Below are 16,680 nucleotides of genomic sequence, written 5' to 3'. Positions count from 1 at the left end.
TGGAAGGCGCCTCAGGCGGCGTCTGGCACGGCGCCCGCGGGCAACGCGCCGTCGTCGGCCGGCGTCGTCGACCCCACCGCGAGCAGGGCCAGCAGTGCGATCACCGAACCGGCGGTCATGACTGCGGCGAGGGCGAGTTCGTCGTTGCCGAGCACGCCGACCAGCGGCGCCACGGCCGCCCCGAGCCCGAACTGGCCCGCACCGAGCAGCGCCGCCGCGGTGCCTGCTGCGTCGGGATGCCGCGACAGAGCGACCGCCGGTGCGTTGGGGATGACGAAGCCCATCGCGGCCAAGATCGCCCATACGGGAAGGACGAACGCGTAGATGCCGCCGACACCGGTAGCGGCCAGCGCGACGAACACCGTTCCGGCGGCCACCGACGCGCCGAGCGCCCATACCGTGATGGTCTGCGGCGTGAACCGGCGCAGGAGTACGACGTTGAACTGGGTGGCTCCGATCAGCGCCACGGCACCGGCGCCGAACACCAGGGCAAAGCTCTGCTGGTCGAGACCGTGACGACCCTGCAGCACGAACGACGCGCCCGCGATGTAGGCGAACAGTCCGGACATGCCCAGCGCCGCCACCAGCACCAGGATCACGAAGCGTCGGTCGCCCAGCAGCTCGCCGTAGGTGCCGAGGATGCCGCGCACGCGCAGCGGGCGGCGGTGGCCAACCGGCAGGGTCTCGGGCAGGGCGAGTGCGGCCAGCAGCAGGAGCAGCCCGGCCAGCACCACGAGGACGGCGAACACCCAGTGCCAGGAGAAGCGCAGCAGCACCGCCGCGCCGAGGGACGGCGCGATGACCGGGGCGACGCCGAGGACCAGCATCAGCCGCGACATCACGGTGGCGGCGGTGTTGCCCGCGAAGAGGTCGCCAACGATGGCCAGGGCGACGACCATGGTGGCCGCCGCGCCGACGCCCTGCAGACCGCGCGCGACGCCCAGGACGGCGACGTTGGGCGCGACGAGGCAGATGAGCGACGCCAGCATGTGCAGGACGATGCCCGCCATCAGCGGGCGGCGGCGGCCTAGCGAATCCGACAGCGGACCGATCACCAGCTGGCCGAGTGCCAAGCCCGCCAGCGTGCCGGTGAGCGTCAACTGCACCACCGACGACGACACCGAGAGGTCCTCGGCGATCTGCGGGAGCGCGGGCAGGTACATGTCGATCGTGAGCGGCCCGAGGGCCACCAGCAGCCCGAGCACCACGATCACCCGGAGGCGGCTCGGCGTCTTGCCCTCACGAGACACCTCAGGTGCCTTGGATGCGGTGTTCTCGAGGTCCACGTATCCAAATGCTGCCATGGAAGTGGTTAGCAAGGGTCACGACGATTTTCTTCCCTGGGCGAATGGTGACCGCCGTCACCGCCGGGCACGCTGGTGCCCCACAGTGCGTTGGAGTAGCAGGACGACGGACTAACCTGGACGAGGAAGTCCGCGAATGGGGAGGCCCACGAATGAGCGCTCGCTCCGGTGCCAAGAGCCAGGTGCCCGCCAAGGTCGACGACGATCCCAGCGTGGCCGCGCGAGCGCTGTCGCAGATCATCGAACGCGGCGCACGGGTACAGGCGCCGGCGGTGAAGGCCTACGTCGACCGCCTCCGCGAGAGCAGCCCGGGCGCGACCCCCGCCCAGATCGTCGACAAGCTGGAGAGTCACTACCTCGCCGCCGTCATGGCTAGTGGTGCGGCCGTCGGCTCGGCGGCGGCGTTCCCCGGCATCGGCACGCTGGTCGCGATGTCGGCGGTCGCCGGTGAGACGGTGGTGTTCCTCGAAGCGACGGCGGTCTTCGTGCTCGCGGTCGCCGAAGTGCACGGCATCCCGGCCGATCACCGCGAGCGGCGGCGGGCGTTGGTGTTGGCGGTGCTCGTCGGTGACGACGGCAAGCGGGCGGTGGCGGACCTCATCGGCGCGGGCCGCACGGGGGGCGGCTGGTTGGCAGACGGTGCGGCGTCGCTGCCGCTGCCCGCGGTGTCGCAGCTCAACGGCCGGCTGCTGAAGTTCTTCGTCAAGAAGTACGCGCTCAAGCGCGGTGCCATCGCGTTCGGAAAGCTGCTCCCCGTCGGCATCGGTGCCGTCATCGGAGGCGTCGGCAACCGGGCGATGGGCAAGAAGATCATCTCCAATGCGCGCGGCGCGTTCGGCACTCCACCCCAGAGGTGGCCTGCGACGCTGCACGTTCTGCCGGGGTTGGAGAAGTAGGGCGCGCGTCCCCCATGGACGCGCGCAGGCCGCCACCGACGTCGGCTCCAGTTGAGTAGGGGCGTTGACCGTCGCCGGTCACCGGCGAAGCGTTAGCCTTCATAAGGCGATAGCGAGCGGCAAACGGCGCGCCCGCGGAGTTAGTAAGGAATCGAGGCGAGTAGCTGCCGTGAGCAGTTCACCTTCACCATTTGGACAGAACGAGTGGCTCGTTGAAGAGATGTATCGCAAGTTTCGCGATGACCCCTCGTCAGTCGACTCGAGTTGGCACGAGTTCCTAGTCGACTACTCCCCGGAGGCGTCGACCGAGTCGAGCTCTCCACCGTCGGCGAGTACGAACGGCAACGGGTCGGCCGCCACGAAGACCCAGCCCACGGCCGAGCCGAAGACCGAAGCCAAGGCCGAACCCAAGCCCGAGGCCAAGACGGACGCCACGCCGGAGGCCAAGACTCCGGCCAAGCCAGAGCCGAAGACCGAAGCCAAGAGCACGACCAAGCCCGCCTCGAAGCCCGAGCCGACGACGACCGAGCCCGCCAAGCCGGAAGCCGAGAAGGCCTCCGACGAGGACCAGGTGTCCGTCATCCGCGGCGCGTCCGCCGCCGTGGTGAAGAACATGAACGCCTCGCTCGCGGTGCCCACCGCCACCAGCGTGCGGGCCATCCCCGCCAAGCTGATGATCGACAACCGCGTCGTCATCAACAACCACCTCAAGCGCACCCGCGGCGGAAAGATCAGCTTCACCCACCTGTTGGGCTACGCGATCGTCCAGGCCATCAAGAGCTTTCCGAACCTCAACCGCCACTTCACCGAAGTCGACGGCAAGCCCAACGTCGTCACACCGGCGCACACGAACCTCGGCCTCGCGATCGACCTGCAGACCAAGAACGGTCGCCAGCTCGTCGTCGCCGCCATCAAGCGCTGCGAGACCATGCGCTTCGGTCAGTTCATCGCCGCCTACGAGGACATCGTGCGCCGCGCGCGCGACGGCAAGCTCACCGCCGAGGACTTCTCGGGCGTCACGATCTCGCTGACCAACCCCGGCACGATCGGCACCGTGCACTCCGTGCCGCGGCTGATGAGCGGCCAGGGCGCCATCATCGGCGCGGGCGCGATGGAGTACCCCGCCGAATTCCAGGGCGCCAGCGAAGAGCGAATCGCGGAGATGGGTCTCGGCAAGCTCATCACCCTGACCTCGACCTACGACCACCGCATCATCCAGGGTGCGGAGTCCGGCGACTTCCTCCGCAAGATCCACGAGCTGCTGCTCTCCGACGACTTCTTCGACGAGATCTTCCGTGAGCTGGGCATCCCGTACGAGCCCGTCCGGTGGCGCACCGACAATCCCGACTCGATCTTCGACAAGAACGCACGCATCATCGAATTGATTGCGGCATACCGCAATCGGGGCCATCTGATGGCCGACATCGACCCGCTGCGATTGGACAAGACGCGCTTCCGCAGCCACCCCGACCTCGACGTACTTACCCACGGGCTGACGCTGTGGGACCTCGACCGCGTGTTCAAGGTCGACGGTTTCGCCGGCGCCGAGTACAAGAAGCTGCGCGACGTGCTGTCGGTCCTGCGTGACGCGTACTGCCGCCACGTCGGCGTGGAGTACACCCACATCCTCGAACCCGAGCAGCAGAAGTGGATCCAGGAACGGGTCGAGGTCAAGCACGACAAGTTCACCGTTGCCGAGCAGAAGTACATCCTGAGCAAGCTCAACGCCGCCGAGGCGTTCGAGACGTTCCTGCAGACGAAGTACGTTGGGCAGAAGCGCTTCTCGCTGGAGGGCGCCGAGACCGTCATCCCGATGATGGACGCCGTGCTCGACCAGGCCGCCGAACACGGCCTCGACGAGGTGGTCATCGGCATGCCCCACCGCGGCCGGCTCAACGTGCTGGCCAACATCGTCGGCAAGCCCGCCTCCCAGATCTTCTCCGAGTTCGAGGGCAACCTGAACCCGAGCCAGGCACACGGCTCCGGTGACGTGAAGTACCACCTCGGCGCGACCGGCAACTACCTACAGATGTTCGGCGACAACGACATCGACGTCTCGCTGGTGGCCAACCCCAGCCACCTCGAGGCCGTCGACCCGGTCCTGGAAGGACTGGTGCGCGCCAAGCAGGACCTCGTCGAGCCGGCGGCCGGGCCCGACGGGCCCGAGAAGTTCACCGTGGTCCCGCTCATGCTGCACGGCGACGCGGCGTTCGCCGGGCAGGGCGTGGTGGCCGAGACGCTGAACCTCGCCCTGCTGCGCGGTTACCGCACCGGCGGCACGATCCACATCATCGTCAACAACCAGATCGGCTTCACCACCTCACCGCAGGACTCGCGCTCCTCGGAGTACTGCACCGACGTGGCGAAGATGGTGGGCGCGCCCATCTTCCACGTCAACGGTGACGACCCCGAGGCCGCGTCGTGGGTGGCGAGGCTGGCCGTCGACTTCCGGCAGAAGTTCAACAAGGACGTCATCATCGACATGCTGTGCTACCGCCGCCGCGGGCACAACGAGGGCGACGACCCGTCGATGACGCAACCGGAGATGTACGACGTCATCGACACCAAGCGCGGGGTCCGCAAGACCTACACCGAGGCGCTGATCGGCCGTGGCGACATCTCCATCAAGGAGGCCGAAGACGCCCTGCGCGACTACCAAGGCCAACTCGAGCGCGTCTTCAACGAGGTCCGCGACCTGGAGAAGCACGCCATCGAGCCCAGTGAGTCCGTCGAGTCCGATCAGCAGCTGCCCGCGAAACTCAGTACGGCCGTGGATAAGTCACTGCTCGCCAGGATCGGTGACGCGCACCTCGCCATCCCGGAGGGGTTCACCGTCCACCCCCGTGTCAAGCCCGTGCTCGAGAAGCGCCGCGAAATGGCCTACGAGGGCAAGATCGACTGGGCGTTCGGCGAGCTGCTTGCGCTCGGCAGCCTGCTCTCGGAGGGCAAGCTCATCAGGCTCACCGGTCAGGACACCCGCCGCGGCACGTTCACGCAGCGGCACTCGGTGGTCATCGACCGCAAGACCGGTGCGGAGTTCACCCCGCTGGAGCTGCTGACGCTCGACGAGAAGGGCGCACCGACCGGCGGCCGGTTCATGGTCTACGACTCGGCGCTCTCGGAGTACGCCGCGGTGGGCTTCGAATACGGCTACTCCGTCGGCAATCCCGACGCAATGGTGTTGTGGGAGGCGCAGTTCGGCGACTTCGTCAACGGGGCGCAGTCGATCATCGACGAATTCATCAGCTCCGGTGAGGCCAAGTGGGGCCAGCTCTCCGACGTGGTGCTGCTGCTGCCGCACGGCCACGAGGGCCAGGGCCCCGACCACACGTCGGGCCGCATCGAGCGGTTCCTGCAGGTGTGCGCCGAGGGTTCCATGACCGTGGCGATGCCGTCGACGCCGGCGAACTACTTCCACCTGCTGCGCCGCCATTCGCTCGACGGCATCCATCGACCGCTGATCGTCTTCACCCCGAAGTCGATGCTGCGCAAGAAGGAAGCCGTCAGCGACATCCGCGACTTCACCGAGCAGAAGTTCCGCTCGGTGATGGAGGAGCCGACGTATACCGACGGTGACGGCGACCGCGCGAAGGTCAAGCGCATCCTGTTGACCAGCGGCAAGATCTACTACGACCTGGCCGCCCGCAAGACCAAGGACGGCCGCGACGACGTCGGCATCGTGCGCATCGAGCAGCTCTATCCGCTGGCCAAGCGGCGGCTGCGGAACACCCTCGACCAGTATCCGAATGCCGAGGAGTTCTTCTGGGTGCAGGAGGAGCCGGCCAACCAGGGTGCGTGGCCGACCTTGGGCCTCGCGCTGCCCGAGCAGGTACCCGACAAGCTGACCGGCATCAAGCGCATCTCGCGGCGCGCGATGTCGGCGCCGTCGTCGGGTTCGTCGAAGGTGCACGCCGTCGAACAGCAGGAGATCATCGACGAAGCGTTCTCCTGACCCCTTTAGTCGGGACCAGCGGTACCGGTTAGGCTTCACGCCAAAGACACGCTCGTCGTCGAGAAGAGGGAGTGTTCATGGAAGGCTTCGCCGGTAAGGTCGCCGTCGTCACGGGCGCCGGGTCGGGCATCGGTCAGGCACTGGCCGTCGAGTTGGCACGCTCGGGGGCCAAGGTCGCGATCAGCGACGTCGACCTCGAGGGTCTGGCCGTCACCGAGGCCCGACTGAAGGCCATCGGAGCCCCGGTCAAGGCCGACCGCCTCGACGTCACCGAGCGGGAGGCGTTCGAGCTGTACGCCGACGCCGTGAAGGCGCACTTCGGCAAGGTCAACCAGATCTACAACAACGCGGGCATCGCCTTCACCGGAGACGTCGAGGCCAGCTCCTACAAGGACATCGAGCGCGTGATGGACGTCGACTTCTGGGGCGTCGTCAACGGCACGAAGGCGTTCCTGCCGCACCTCATCGAGTCCGGCGACGGGCACGTGGTCAACGTCTCGAGCCTGTTCGGCATCTTCTCGGTGCCCGGCCAGGCCGCCTACAACGCCGCGAAGTTCGCGGTGCGTGGATTCACCGAGGCGCTGCGCCAGGAGATGATCGCCGCCAAGCGTCCGGTCAAGGTGACGACGGTGCACCCCGGCGGCATCAAGACCGCGATCGCGCGCAACGCGGCGGCGGCCGAGGGCGTCGACGCCGAGAAACTGGCCCAGACGTTCGACAAGAAGCTGGCCAAGACCACCCCCGAGCGGGCCGCGGTGATCATCCTCGACGCCGTCCGCAAGAACAAGGCGCGCGTGCTCGTCGGCGCCGACGCCAAGGCCCTCGACGTCATCGTGCGCCTCACCGGGTCGGGCTACCAGCGGCTGTTCGCCTCGGTCATCGCCCGCACGATGCCGGGCGTGCACTAGCGGCTAGTGCCCCAGCGGGTGCGCCGACAGCCAATCGTCGGCCACCGCACCGGGATCCGCGCCCGTGGCGACCTTGCCCAGCATGTCGGCCAACGAGCCCGTGTCCAATTCGCCGGCAATCTCGTTGAGCGCCAACACCTGCCGCTCGTCGAGCTCGTTTCGACGGTAGAGCGGCACCACGTTCTCCGCGCGGATGGCCGAGGTCTTGTCGCTCAAGACCACCACGTCGTCCGGGGTCTGCGGCACCGCGGTCGACGTCCACGCGGCGGTCACGCGCCCCGACCGCAGCGCACCCACCATCGCCGAGGCCGTGGGGAATTCGACCGCCGCGGGTAGGCGGCACGTCGCGACCGCCGTCGGGGCGGGACCGTCGGCGACCTTGCCGACCGTCAATCCCTGGCAGCGGCGGGCCACCGCCGCCACGTCGCGCGAACCCCACTTCTGAGCCGTCGACTCGGTGACGCCCAGCGCGGGCTTGTCCTCGGCGGACTGCGCGTAGTCACCGGCGCCGATGCCCTCGGGCAGCGCCGAGATCATCGAGCGGTAGACCTGTTCGGGGGCCCGCGCCGTCGCGTCGGGATCGAAGCGAACCAGCAGCCGGCCGGTGAAACCGGGCACCACTTCAACGTCACCGGTGTCCAACTCGGCCAAGGGATCGGCACCCTGCTCGACGTGGGCCGCGCTTCCATAGGACCGCAACGCGGCCGCGTACAGGTGCGCCAACAACGTGGTGGCGGGATCGGGCCCGGTGCCCACCGCGATCGACGTGCCCGGTGCCGGCGTGCCACATCCCGCGACTGCCAGTGCGACGACCGACGCCAACACCCGTCGCAGGACCATCGCGCCAGGCTACTTCACCGCCGCGCACCGCCGACCGACCGCGTCATGCCGGCCCACAGGCTTGGGGCGTACGATTCGCAGCGGTCAATTAGGGGCTCAACGGAGCTGCTCCGCCCGCCGAGGGGAGGACGATCGTGCCGTCTTTTCGTACCTTGCAGCCGTCGATGCTGCGTCCGGCCAACCGGCGGATCCCCGATCCCGACGCCAGCGCGATCCACGTCCCGGTTGCCCGCGCCATGGTCGACTGCGGCGTCTACGCCGACGGCAAGCGCTTACCGGGCAAGTACACCCACGCCGCGGCGCTGGCGAAGGTCAGGGAGCTTCAGCGCGAGGACGTCAAGGCCTTCGTCTGGATCGGATTGCACGAGCCCGACGAGCGCCAGATGCAGTCGGTGGCCGACGTATTCGGCTTGCACGAACTCGCCGTCGAGGACGCCGTGCACGCCCACCAGCGACCCAAGCTCGAGCGCTACGACAACACCTTGTTCCTGGTGCTCAAGACGATCATGTACGTCGAACACGAGTCGGTGGCCAAGGCCCGCGAGATCGTCGAGACCGGCGAGATCATGATCTTCGTCGGACAGGACTTCGTCGTGACGGTCCGCCACGGCGACCACGGCGGTCTCGCCGCGGTGCGCAAGCGCATGGACACCACCCCGGCCAGTTGCGCGCTGGGGCCCTACGCCGTGCTGCACGCGATCGCCGACCACGTGGTGGACCACTACCTGGAGGTCACCGATCTCGTCGAGACCGACATCGACGCGATGGAGGAGAACGTCTTCTCCGCCACCTCCGAGACCGACATCGAGCACATCTACTTGCTGAAGCGCGAAGTCGTCGAGATGCGCAGGGCGGTGGGCCCCCTCAACCTCGCGCTTCAACGCCTCGGCACCGACCACAACGACCTCATCTCCAAGGAGGTCCGGCGCTACATCCGCGACGTCGTCGACCACAACACGCAGGCCTCCGACCGGGTCGCCAGTTACGACGAGGTGCTCAGCTCGCTGGTGCAGGCCGCCGTCGGCAAGGTCTCGATGCAACAGAACATGGACATGCGCAAGATCTCGGCCTGGGTCGCCATCGCGGCCGTCCCGACCGCGATCGCCGGCATCTACGGAATGAACTTCGAGCACATGCCGGAGCTGGCATGGACTTTCGGCTATCCCATGGTGCTGCTGGTGATGGCGGCGGTGTGTTCTGGCTTGTACTTCACCTTCCGCCGAAACCACTGGCTGTAGCGAGCATTAGGTTGGCGAGCTGGCCCGCCGCCTCAGGTTGGATTGGCGGCCCGCCGCCTCAGGTTGGATTGGCGGCCCGCCGCCGGGGATCCCGGACGTCGACCCCGTCCACCCGCCACGCCTCCCGCATCGCCTCGGCGCCCTTGAGCCGCACCCAGGCCGCCTCGGTCGGCGTGATCGGAGTCGCCGACAGGATCCGCACCGCCTCGTAGGGTGCCGGCAACTCCACGTCCTCGACGTCGTCGGGGCCCAGCAGCACCGCCGTGAACGGAGCTCCCTCCCACAGCGGGGTCTCGAGGTCGACCAGGGCGTCCGGCACCAGCACCAGACCCTCGACGGCCGGCGCGGCCGCGACGATCGCGATCGAGCGGGCCAGACCCACTGGCGTCGAACCGCGAAGCGCTACAACGACTTCCGCGCGCGGACCACTCGTCGAGTCGACGACCATCGACGTCGGGTCGAGCATCGGGTGTCGCGAACAGCCCAGCGACACGTGATACAGCGTGTCGTCGGCATCCGGCCCGAAGCGCAGCACGTCGATCGACTCGGCGCCGAGGAAGGTCACGCTGGCGACGGTGGGTTCGCGACCGGCACCGATCCGGTCGAAGTGCTCGGACAGCCGGGCGCGGACCGCGGCGAGGACGTCGCTCACTCGGCCGGCGGAATCGACAGGTTAGCGCCGGTGTCGGCGTCGAACAACGTCAGCTTGGAGGTATCGAAGGCGAGCTCGGCCGGGTGACCGGCAACGGCCTTCGTCTCGGCTGCAACGCGAGCCACGAATTGGTTGGCCCCGACGCCCGACTCGGTGCTCAGCTCCGCGAGCTGAGCGGACTGGGCACCTTCGCCCTCGGTGTGGAAGTGGACGTACTTATCCGCGCCAAGTGATTCGACGAGGTCGACGGTGACCTCGAAGGTCAGCGCCTTGATGCGGTCGTAGCTGTCGATCAGCGCCGCGTCCTCGAGATGCTCGGGCCGCACGCCGGCGATCACGTTGCGCGGCGTGGGGTGCTGGGCCAGCATGTCGTGCACGTCGCTGGTCAGGGTGACCTCGCCGAAGGGCAGTCGCACGCCGACGTCGGTCAACGTGGCGGGGAAGAAGTTCATCGACGGGGATCCTATGAAACCGGCGACGAACAGGTTGGCCGGGCGATGGTAGAGCTCGTCGGGCGTGCCGATCTGCTGGGCCACCCCGGCCAGCATGACCACCACGCGGTCACCGAGTGTCATGGCTTCGGTCTGGTCGTGGGTGACGTAGACGGTGGTGGTGCCCAACCGGTTCTGCAGCCGAGCGATCTCCGCGCGCATCTGCACCCGCAGCTTCGCGTCGAGGTTGCTCAACGGCTCGTCCATCAGAAAGGCCTTGGGGCTGCGGACGATTGCGCGTCCCATGGCGACGCGCTGACGCTGACCGCCGGAGAGCTGACCGGGCTTGCGATCCAGGAGCTCGGTGAGATCGAGGATCTTGGCGGTCTCCTCGACCTTGGTGGCGACGTCGGCCTTGGGGGTCTTCGCCAAGACCAGCGGGAAGGCGATGTTCTGGCGCACCGTCATGTGCGGGTAGAGCGCGTAGGACTGGAACACCATCGCGATGTCACGGTCCTTGGCGGCCTTCTCGTTGACGCGGTCGCCGCCGATGCGGAGCTCACCGGAGGTGATGTCCTCCAACCCGGCGATCATGTTCAGCGTGGTGGACTTTCCGCAGCCCGACGGGCCCACCAGGATGATGAACTCGCCGTCGGCGATCGTGATGGACAAGTCCTTCACCGCCGCCGTCCCGCCGGCGTAGCTCTTCGCCACGCGGTCCAACACGATCTCGGCCATGCCCTACCCCTTCACCGCGCCGGACGTCAGCCCGGCGACGATACGTCGTTGGAAGATGAGTACGAAGACGACGATCGGTACCGTGATGACCATCGCGCCCGCGGCAATCGATCCGGTCGGCTCCTCGAATTGCGAACTGCCGGTGAAGTTCGCGATCGCCACCGGTGCGGTGATGGCCCGCTGCGTGGCAGTCAGCGACAGCGCCAGCAGCAGGTCGTTCCACGCGAAGATGAACACCAGGATGGCCGCGGTGACGATACCGGGTGCGGCGAGCGGCGCGATCACCTTGCTGAACGCCTGCCACGGGGTTGCGCCGTCCATCTTGGCCGCCTTCTCCAGATCCCACGGGATCTCCCTGAAGAACGCCGACATCGTGTAGATGGCCAGCGGCAGCGCGAACGTGATGTACGGGATGATCAGGCCCGGCCAGGTGTCGAACAGCCCGATCGAGCGTTCGATCTCGAACAGCGGTGTCACCAGCGAGATTTGAGGAAACATCGCGATCAGCAGTGCCATTCCCACCAGCACCCGTTTGCCGGGGAAGGCCAACCTGGCGATCGCGTAGGCCGCCATGCCGCCGACGACGACGGCGATCACGGTGGTGATGAGTCCGATGCCGATGGAGTTGACCAGGGCCGAGCTGAAGGTGTTGCCCGAGAAGATGGCCTCGTAGTTGTCGAACGTCACCTGGGTGGGAATCAGGTTGCCGTCCTTGACCGTCGAGGTCGGCTTCAGCGACAACGACAGTATCCACAGCACGGGGAAGAGGGCGTAGAGGACGACGACGACGTTGACGACCGTCCACCCGGTGGCGCGCCTCGAACTCACTCGCTCACTCATCGCGCGCCCCAGGTGCCGCCGCCCCGAAGACCTTCACGTAGACGAAGGCGATCACCGCGACGGTCAGGAAGATGAGAACGCTGATGGCCGAGCCGAGTCCGAGGTTGAAGGCCTTGAACAGGTTGTCGTACCCCAGGATCGACACTGAACCGGTGTCGTTCGCACCGCCGGTCAGAACGTAGATGTTGTCGAAGATCCGAAACGCGTCCAGGGTGCGGAACAGCAGGGCCACCAGGATCGCCGGTTTGATCAGCGGCAGAATGACTCTCGTCAGCCGCTTCCATGCTCCGGCACCGTCCATCTGAGCGGCGTTGAGCAGGTCTTGGGGCACCAGCGCGAGACCGGCGAGCAGCAGCAGCGCCATGAACGGGGTCGTCTTCCAGACCTCGGCGAGCACCACGATGCCCAGTGACGGGAGTTGCTCGGTCAGGGGTGCGACGCCGGTCGGAAGGAGGTTGGCCAGATACCCGGTCCCCGGCGTCCACGCGTAGTACCAGCTGTACGACGCGGCCACCGTGACGATGCCGTAGGGGATGAGGATGGCCGTGCGGACGACGCCCCTGCCGAAGATGGTGCGGTGCATCACCAACGCGAGCGCCATGCCGAGTACGAACTCGACGGCCACCGAGACCACGGTGATCGCCAGCGTGACGACGAACGCCGTCCACCAGTACCGGTCGCCGAGGATGGTCGCGTAGTTGTCGAACCAGACGAACGTGGTGTCGTCGGGAGCGGCGAGGTTGTAGCGCTGCAGGCTCAGCCAGACGGCGTAGACGATGGGATAGGCGGTCACCGCGAGCATCAACACGACGGCGGGTCCGATCAACCAGAACGCCAGGCGGCGTTCGGACGTGCGGTCGTCACGAGCGGGCGCGGTCACGGGATGAGTCCCTTGCCGTCGACGGCCTTCCGAACCTGCTCGGCGAGTTCGTCGGCGGTACGTTCGGGGTCGACGTTGGTGATGGGGGCCAGCGTCGCCGAGATGCGGGTAGACACCGACTGGTAGACCGGCGTCGCAGGCCGCACCGCGGCGTTGGTGAGCTGATCGCGGATGATCGCGTACTGCGGATACTTCTTCTGGAATTCGGGGTCGTCGTACAGCGACGTGCGGACGGCGGGCAGGCCGCCCTCGACCGACGTGTACCGCTGGTTCTCGACGCTGCGCAGACAGCGGATGGCCTCGAAGGCCTCGGCGCGGTGCCGGGTGTTCTTGCCAACGGCGAGGTTGAGACCGCCGAGGGTGACCTTGGCCTGCTGCCCTGGCACCACGCCCGGATAGTTGGCGAAGCCGAACACCGCCTTGCTGGCGTCGTAGGCGGCGTCGAACTGTTCGTCGCTGGGTTTGAACGTCCCGACGTCGTCGATGCTGCCCGTGAGATCGTCACGCTCGTCGAGGCGCAGGAACGGCACGCCGCCCTTGACGGCGTTCTCGAGCATCGAGGGAAGGACGAAGGGCCAGTTGACCTCGAGGGCGGCCTTGCCCTGTTCGAGGGCGAGCCGGGCAGAAGCCTCGTCGGTCTGGGTGATCGACGGGTCCGCGCCCGGGGCGGTGGCGACGGCCTTGATGATCTGCAGGGCCTTGACCGTGGCCGCCCGGTGCTCGGGGGTGTCGGTGAGCGTCACCGTCTTGCCGTCGTCGGAGAGCACCTGACCGCCGGCGCTGGCGAGCAACGTGTTGAACCACACCACCAGACCCTCGTACTGCTTGGCCTGCAACGCAATCCAGCTCGGCTTGCTCTCGTCGTGCAGGCGGGTCGCCTCGCCGACCACGTCGTCCCAGGTTTGCGGTGGGTTCGGCATCAAATCGGCCCGATACCAGAGCAATTGGGTGTTGGTGGTGATGGGCGAGGCATAGAGCACGTCGCGCCACGTGGCGGTCTGCAACGGTCCTGGCAGTGTGTCGGCCCGGGCATCGGCCTCGGCTTGGCCTGCCGGATCGTCGGACAGCGGCAAAGCCCAACCCGCCTCGGCGAATTCGGCGGTCCACACCACGTCGAGGGCCATGACGTCGAGCGAGGCGTCGTTGCCCGTGAGGCGGCGGGCCAGCTGCAGCCGTTGGTCGTCGGCACCCTTGGGCAGACTGATCTGCTTGATGGTGAAGCGGCCGCCGAACTCGTCGTTGCAGCGCTTGGCCACCGCGGTGAAGGTGGCCATCTCGTTGGCCGGGGTGTAGTAATTGACGACTACGCCGCCGCTGGCGGCCCCGCATGCCGACACGAGCGACGCGACCGTCAGCCCAGCCAATGCTGCAGCACCCAGCCGCCCAACCCGCACGCACGAACCGTAGAGCGAGTCACGCGCGATGCGCAACACTCGTGCATCATCGCGTCCAGATCGTGATGCCACGTTGACCTTGGCGCGCTAGGGCGCCGCGTCGAGCCTCCCTAGATGGTCAAGCGCGCCAACAGATCCCGACCCTGCTCGGCGCTCTGCGGGTCACACAGCACGTCGTAACGCCCGGCGACCAATTGCATCGTGGAGCTGAAATCCCTTGTGCCCCGCGAGATCGCATACTGCAACCCCGAGGTGATCAGGCCGAAGAACACGCCCGCGATCAGACCGGCAATCAGCGATCCCCAGGGGCTCGGACCGAAGAAGCCCAAGACCAGTCCGATGAACAAGCCCAGCCAGGCGCCGGTCACGGCGCCACCGCCGAGCACGCGCGGCCAGGTGAGCCGGCCGGTGACCCGCTCCACCTGCATGAGGTCAACGCCGACGATCGTCACCTGCTGCACCGGGAATTCCTGGTCGGAGAGGTAGTCCACGGCGCGCTGCGCCTCGGCGTAGGTCGGATAGGAGGCGATCGGCCAGCCCTTCGGCGGCGTGGGCAGCGACGCGAATCCCCCACGGCCCTGGTTCTGTCCGGCCCGCCCCGGATTCTGAAGTGGGTTCGTCATCGTCTGTGTCCTCGTTCTGTCGTGTCGTCGTGGTCGAGGGTCGTCCCTCCTGCCATTCTCAACGTTCGACATGGCCAATGAGTGCCGTCCCGGCAAGGAAGTCTGGCAAATGCGCGCTCCGGTAGTCTTGGACCCCATGACACCGCCCACCACGACGGCGAGGCGCAGGAATCGGACGGCCGTCGCGTCACTGGCGGCCTCGGTGGTGACGGTGTTCGGAATCGGGTCGATCGTGGGAATCGCACTGGGCGTGTTCGCCCTCAACCAGATCGTGGTGACCAGCGAGCGCGGTCGCGGACTGGCGACCGCGGGCATCCTCGTCGGCGCCGTCACCCTTCTGTTGAGCATGATGGCAATCGTGATGGGACTGAGCACGCTATGAGCACTGGATCCGACGAACCCAACCGCGGCCGGGAACATCCCTCGCTGGAGAACTCCCCGCAGCAGGGTGATCCCTATGCGCCCGTGGACTATCCGACCGAGTCGGCCCCCCCGCCGCACGAGTACGGCCCGCCCGCCGACTACCCGCCGCCCGGCGCCCAGCAGCCTGGTTACCAGCAGCCTGGTTACCAGCAGCCCGACTACCCGCAGCCCGGCGCCCAGCAGCCCGGCTACCCCCCGCCGGCCTACCCCCAGCCCGGATATCCGCCGCCCGATTACCCGCAGGGTGGTTACCCGCCGCCGGGCTACCCGCCGCCGAATCAAGGTGGCTACGGCTCCCCTTACTACGACCCCTACGCCCCGACGCGACCGGTGGGCACCAACGGCAAGGCGATCGCGGCACTGGTGACGTCCTTGGTTGGCCTGTTCTTCTGTGGCGTGCCTGCCATCTTCGGACTGATCCTCGGCGTCCTCGCGATGCGCGAGACCCGGCGCACGGGGCAGGAGGGCCACGGCATGGCGCTGGCGGGTGTCATCGTCGGCGCCCTGGCCGTCGCGGGCTGGGTGATCTACGTCGTCGTCGTGGTCCTCCTGGCCCTCGCCGTCGGCACCACTCCGACGTACGGCTACTGACCCGGCGGCACGAACGAGGCCGACGTCCGCGCCATACCCGCGGCCCGGCCCTTGCCGGCGACGACCAGCGCCATCTTGCGGCTCGCCTCGTCGATCATCTCGTCGCCGAGCATCACCGCTCCCCTGGCGCCGCCGGCTTGCGACGTGTGCCATTCGTAGGCGTCCAGGATCAGCTCGGCGTGGTCGTAGTCGGCCTGCCGGGGACTGAACGTCTCGTTGCCCGCCTCGATCTGGTCGGGGTGCAACACCCACTTGCCGTCGAAGCCGAGCGCTGCGGCGCGCCCCGCCACCCGCCGGAACGCCTCGACGTCGCGAACTTTGAGGAACGGCCCGTCGATCGCGTTGATCCCCCGCGCCCGGGCCGCGACGAGGATGCGCATGAACACGTGGTGATGCGCGTCGCCGACGTCGTAACCCTCGGGCTGCTCGCCGACGACCAGGGTGCGCATGTTGAGGCTCGCCATCATGTCGGCGGGCCCGAGCACCAAGGCCTGCACCCGCGGCCCCGCCGCGATCGCGTCGACGTGGGTAAGCCCTTCGGCATTCTCGATCTGCGCCTCGACACCGATGCGCCCCACCGGCAACCCATGAGTCATCTCGAGCTGAGTCAACAGGAGATCCAAAGCCTGGACGTGCGAGACGTCGGTCACCTTCGGCAGGATGACGACGTCCAGGACGCTGCCCGCCGTCGCGACGACTTCGATCACGTCGGCGTGCGTCCACGGCGTCGTCCAGTCGTTGACGCGCACCCCGCGCAGCTGCCCGGCCCACCCGTTGGAGGCCAAACCGGCAGCCACTTGAGTACGCGCCTGCGCCTTGGCATCTGAGGCCACCGAGTCCTCCAGGTCCAGGAACACCTGATCGGCGGGTAGTTGCTTGGCCTTCTCGATCATCTTGGAGCTGCTGCCGGGAACCGAGAGGCACGTTCTTCGGGGGCGATAGAGGTTCTCCACGAGATCACTCTCTACTC

General features: G+C 67.6%; 15 protein-coding genes. 6 read left to right on the top strand and 9 right to left on the bottom strand.

Annotated features, from left to right (window positions below):
• Window positions 1-11: 11 nt before the first annotated feature.
• Window positions 12-1,304 carry a multidrug effflux MFS transporter gene (locus H7K45_RS04720; RefSeq protein ID WP_263994613.1) on the bottom strand — a complete coding sequence of 431 codons (1,293 nt, stop codon included), beginning with the start codon at window positions 1,302-1,304 and terminating at the stop codon, window positions 12-14.
• Window positions 1,305-1,456: 152 nt separating this feature from the next.
• Here H7K45_RS04720 and H7K45_RS04715 point away from each other — a divergent pair, with 152 nt between their 5' ends.
• The 3 genes from H7K45_RS04715 to H7K45_RS04705 all read left to right on the top strand — a co-directional run bounded on the left by H7K45_RS04715 (window position 1,457) and on the right by H7K45_RS04705 (window position 7,060).
• The gene (locus H7K45_RS04715) at window positions 1,457-2,200 is read left to right on the top strand and encodes a hypothetical protein (RefSeq protein ID WP_263994612.1); all 744 of its coding nucleotides are present in this window, start codon (window positions 1,457-1,459) and stop codon (window positions 2,198-2,200) included.
• Between the two features lie 220 nt (window positions 2,201-2,420).
• Entirely contained in the window at window positions 2,421-6,152 is a 3,732-nt protein-coding gene (locus H7K45_RS04710; RefSeq protein WP_372512509.1) for a multifunctional oxoglutarate decarboxylase/oxoglutarate dehydrogenase thiamine pyrophosphate-binding subunit/dihydrolipoyllysine-residue succinyltransferase subunit, read from the top strand.
• A gap of 77 nt (window positions 6,153-6,229) precedes the next feature.
• Entirely contained in the window at window positions 6,230-7,060 is an 831-nt protein-coding gene (locus tag H7K45_RS04705) for an SDR family NAD(P)-dependent oxidoreductase (RefSeq protein WP_263994610.1), read from the top strand.
• A 3-nt stretch (window positions 7,061-7,063) separates the two neighbouring features.
• Here the strand turns inward: H7K45_RS04705 and H7K45_RS04700 are convergent, their stop codons facing one another.
• On the bottom strand, window positions 7,064-7,900 hold the full coding sequence (locus H7K45_RS04700) for a glycine betaine ABC transporter substrate-binding protein (protein WP_263994609.1): 837 nt from the start codon (window positions 7,898-7,900) through the stop codon (window positions 7,064-7,066).
• Between the two features lie 134 nt (window positions 7,901-8,034).
• Here H7K45_RS04700 and corA point away from each other — a divergent pair, with 134 nt between their 5' ends.
• Entirely contained in the window at window positions 8,035-9,138 is a 1,104-nt protein-coding gene (gene corA / locus H7K45_RS04695; RefSeq protein ID WP_263994608.1) for a magnesium/cobalt transporter CorA, read from the top strand.
• A 58-nt stretch (window positions 9,139-9,196) separates the two neighbouring features.
• Here the strand turns inward: corA and H7K45_RS04690 are convergent, their stop codons facing one another.
• The 6 genes from H7K45_RS04690 to H7K45_RS04665 all read right to left on the bottom strand — a co-directional run bounded on the left by H7K45_RS04690 (window position 9,197) and on the right by H7K45_RS04665 (window position 14,696).
• A complete protein-coding gene (locus H7K45_RS04690; protein ID WP_263994607.1) occupies window positions 9,197-9,790 on the bottom strand; it encodes a suppressor of fused domain protein in 594 nt (197 codons plus the stop codon).
• On the bottom strand, window positions 9,787-10,959 hold the full coding sequence (locus H7K45_RS04685) for an ABC transporter ATP-binding protein (RefSeq protein ID WP_263994606.1): 1,173 nt from the start codon (window positions 10,957-10,959) through the stop codon (window positions 9,787-9,789). The genes H7K45_RS04690 and H7K45_RS04685 overlap by 4 nt, the downstream gene beginning before the upstream one ends.
• A gap of 3 nt (window positions 10,960-10,962) precedes the next feature.
• The gene (locus H7K45_RS04680; protein ID WP_263994605.1) at window positions 10,963-11,787 is read right to left on the bottom strand and encodes a carbohydrate ABC transporter permease; all 825 of its coding nucleotides are present in this window, start codon (window positions 11,785-11,787) and stop codon (window positions 10,963-10,965) included.
• 4 nt (window positions 11,788-11,791) lie between these two features.
• On the bottom strand, window positions 11,792-12,679 hold the full coding sequence (locus tag H7K45_RS04675) for a carbohydrate ABC transporter permease (RefSeq protein WP_263994604.1): 888 nt from the start codon (window positions 12,677-12,679) through the stop codon (window positions 11,792-11,794).
• Window positions 12,676-14,073: an ABC transporter substrate-binding protein gene (locus tag H7K45_RS04670; protein WP_263994603.1), complete on the bottom strand. Its 1,398-nt coding sequence runs from the start codon at window positions 14,071-14,073 to the stop codon at window positions 12,676-12,678. Before H7K45_RS04670 ends, H7K45_RS04675 begins: the two co-directional genes overlap by 4 nt.
• A gap of 110 nt (window positions 14,074-14,183) precedes the next feature.
• Window positions 14,184-14,696, bottom strand: coding sequence for a general stress protein (locus H7K45_RS04665; protein WP_263994602.1), 513 nt, complete (start codon window positions 14,694-14,696; stop codon window positions 14,184-14,186).
• A 136-nt stretch (window positions 14,697-14,832) separates the two neighbouring features.
• Between H7K45_RS04665 and H7K45_RS04660 the strand changes: the two genes are divergently transcribed.
• Together H7K45_RS04660 and H7K45_RS04655 are read left to right on the top strand one after the other, a co-directional pair.
• Entirely contained in the window at window positions 14,833-15,078 is a 246-nt protein-coding gene (locus H7K45_RS04660; RefSeq protein WP_263994601.1) for a DUF4190 domain-containing protein, read from the top strand.
• Window positions 15,075-15,710: a DUF4190 domain-containing protein gene (locus tag H7K45_RS04655; protein ID WP_263994600.1), complete on the top strand. Its 636-nt coding sequence runs from the start codon at window positions 15,075-15,077 to the stop codon at window positions 15,708-15,710. Before H7K45_RS04660 ends, H7K45_RS04655 begins: the two co-directional genes overlap by 4 nt.
• Here H7K45_RS04655 and H7K45_RS04650 read toward each other — a convergent pair.
• Window positions 15,704-16,663, bottom strand: a complete 960-nt coding sequence (locus tag H7K45_RS04650) for an HpcH/HpaI aldolase/citrate lyase family protein (protein ID WP_263994599.1) — start codon at window positions 16,661-16,663, stop codon at window positions 15,704-15,706. The two genes, H7K45_RS04655 and H7K45_RS04650, sit on opposite strands and share 7 nt — an antisense overlap.
• Window positions 16,664-16,680 lie beyond the last annotated feature (17 nt).

This window comes from Mycobacterium yunnanensis, assembly GCF_025823185.1.
Classification (GTDB): domain Bacteria; phylum Actinomycetota; class Actinomycetes; order Mycobacteriales; family Mycobacteriaceae; genus Mycobacterium; species Mycobacterium yunnanensis.
Note: the sequence above shows the minus strand (reverse complement) of the source record. Positions and strands in the feature narration are given on the sequence as shown.

What these genes read in the sequence shown, in the direction of transcription:
- H7K45_RS04720 (WP_263994613.1), bottom strand. Translation starts at nt 1,304, where the DNA reads ATGGCAGCATTTGGATACGTGGACCTCGAGAACACCGCATCCAAGGCA.
- H7K45_RS04715 (WP_263994612.1), top strand. Translation starts at nt 1,457, where the DNA reads ATGAGCGCTCGCTCCGGTGCCAAGAGCCAGGTGCCCGCCAAGGTCGAC.
- H7K45_RS04710 (WP_372512509.1), top strand. Translation starts at nt 2,421, where the DNA reads ATGTATCGCAAGTTTCGCGATGACCCCTCGTCAGTCGACTCGAGTTGG.
- H7K45_RS04705 (WP_263994610.1), top strand. Translation starts at nt 6,230, where the DNA reads ATGGAAGGCTTCGCCGGTAAGGTCGCCGTCGTCACGGGCGCCGGGTCG.
- H7K45_RS04700 (WP_263994609.1), bottom strand. Translation starts at nt 7,900, where the DNA reads ATGGTCCTGCGACGGGTGTTGGCGTCGGTCGTCGCACTGGCAGTCGCG.
- H7K45_RS04685 (WP_263994606.1), bottom strand. Translation starts at nt 10,959, where the DNA reads ATGGCCGAGATCGTGTTGGACCGCGTGGCGAAGAGCTACGCCGGCGGG.
- H7K45_RS04665 (WP_263994602.1), bottom strand. Translation starts at nt 14,696, where the DNA reads ATGACGAACCCACTTCAGAATCCGGGGCGGGCCGGACAGAACCAGGGC.
- H7K45_RS04660 (WP_263994601.1), top strand. Translation starts at nt 14,833, where the DNA reads ATGACACCGCCCACCACGACGGCGAGGCGCAGGAATCGGACGGCCGTC.
- H7K45_RS04655 (WP_263994600.1), top strand. Translation starts at nt 15,075, where the DNA reads ATGAGCACTGGATCCGACGAACCCAACCGCGGCCGGGAACATCCCTCG.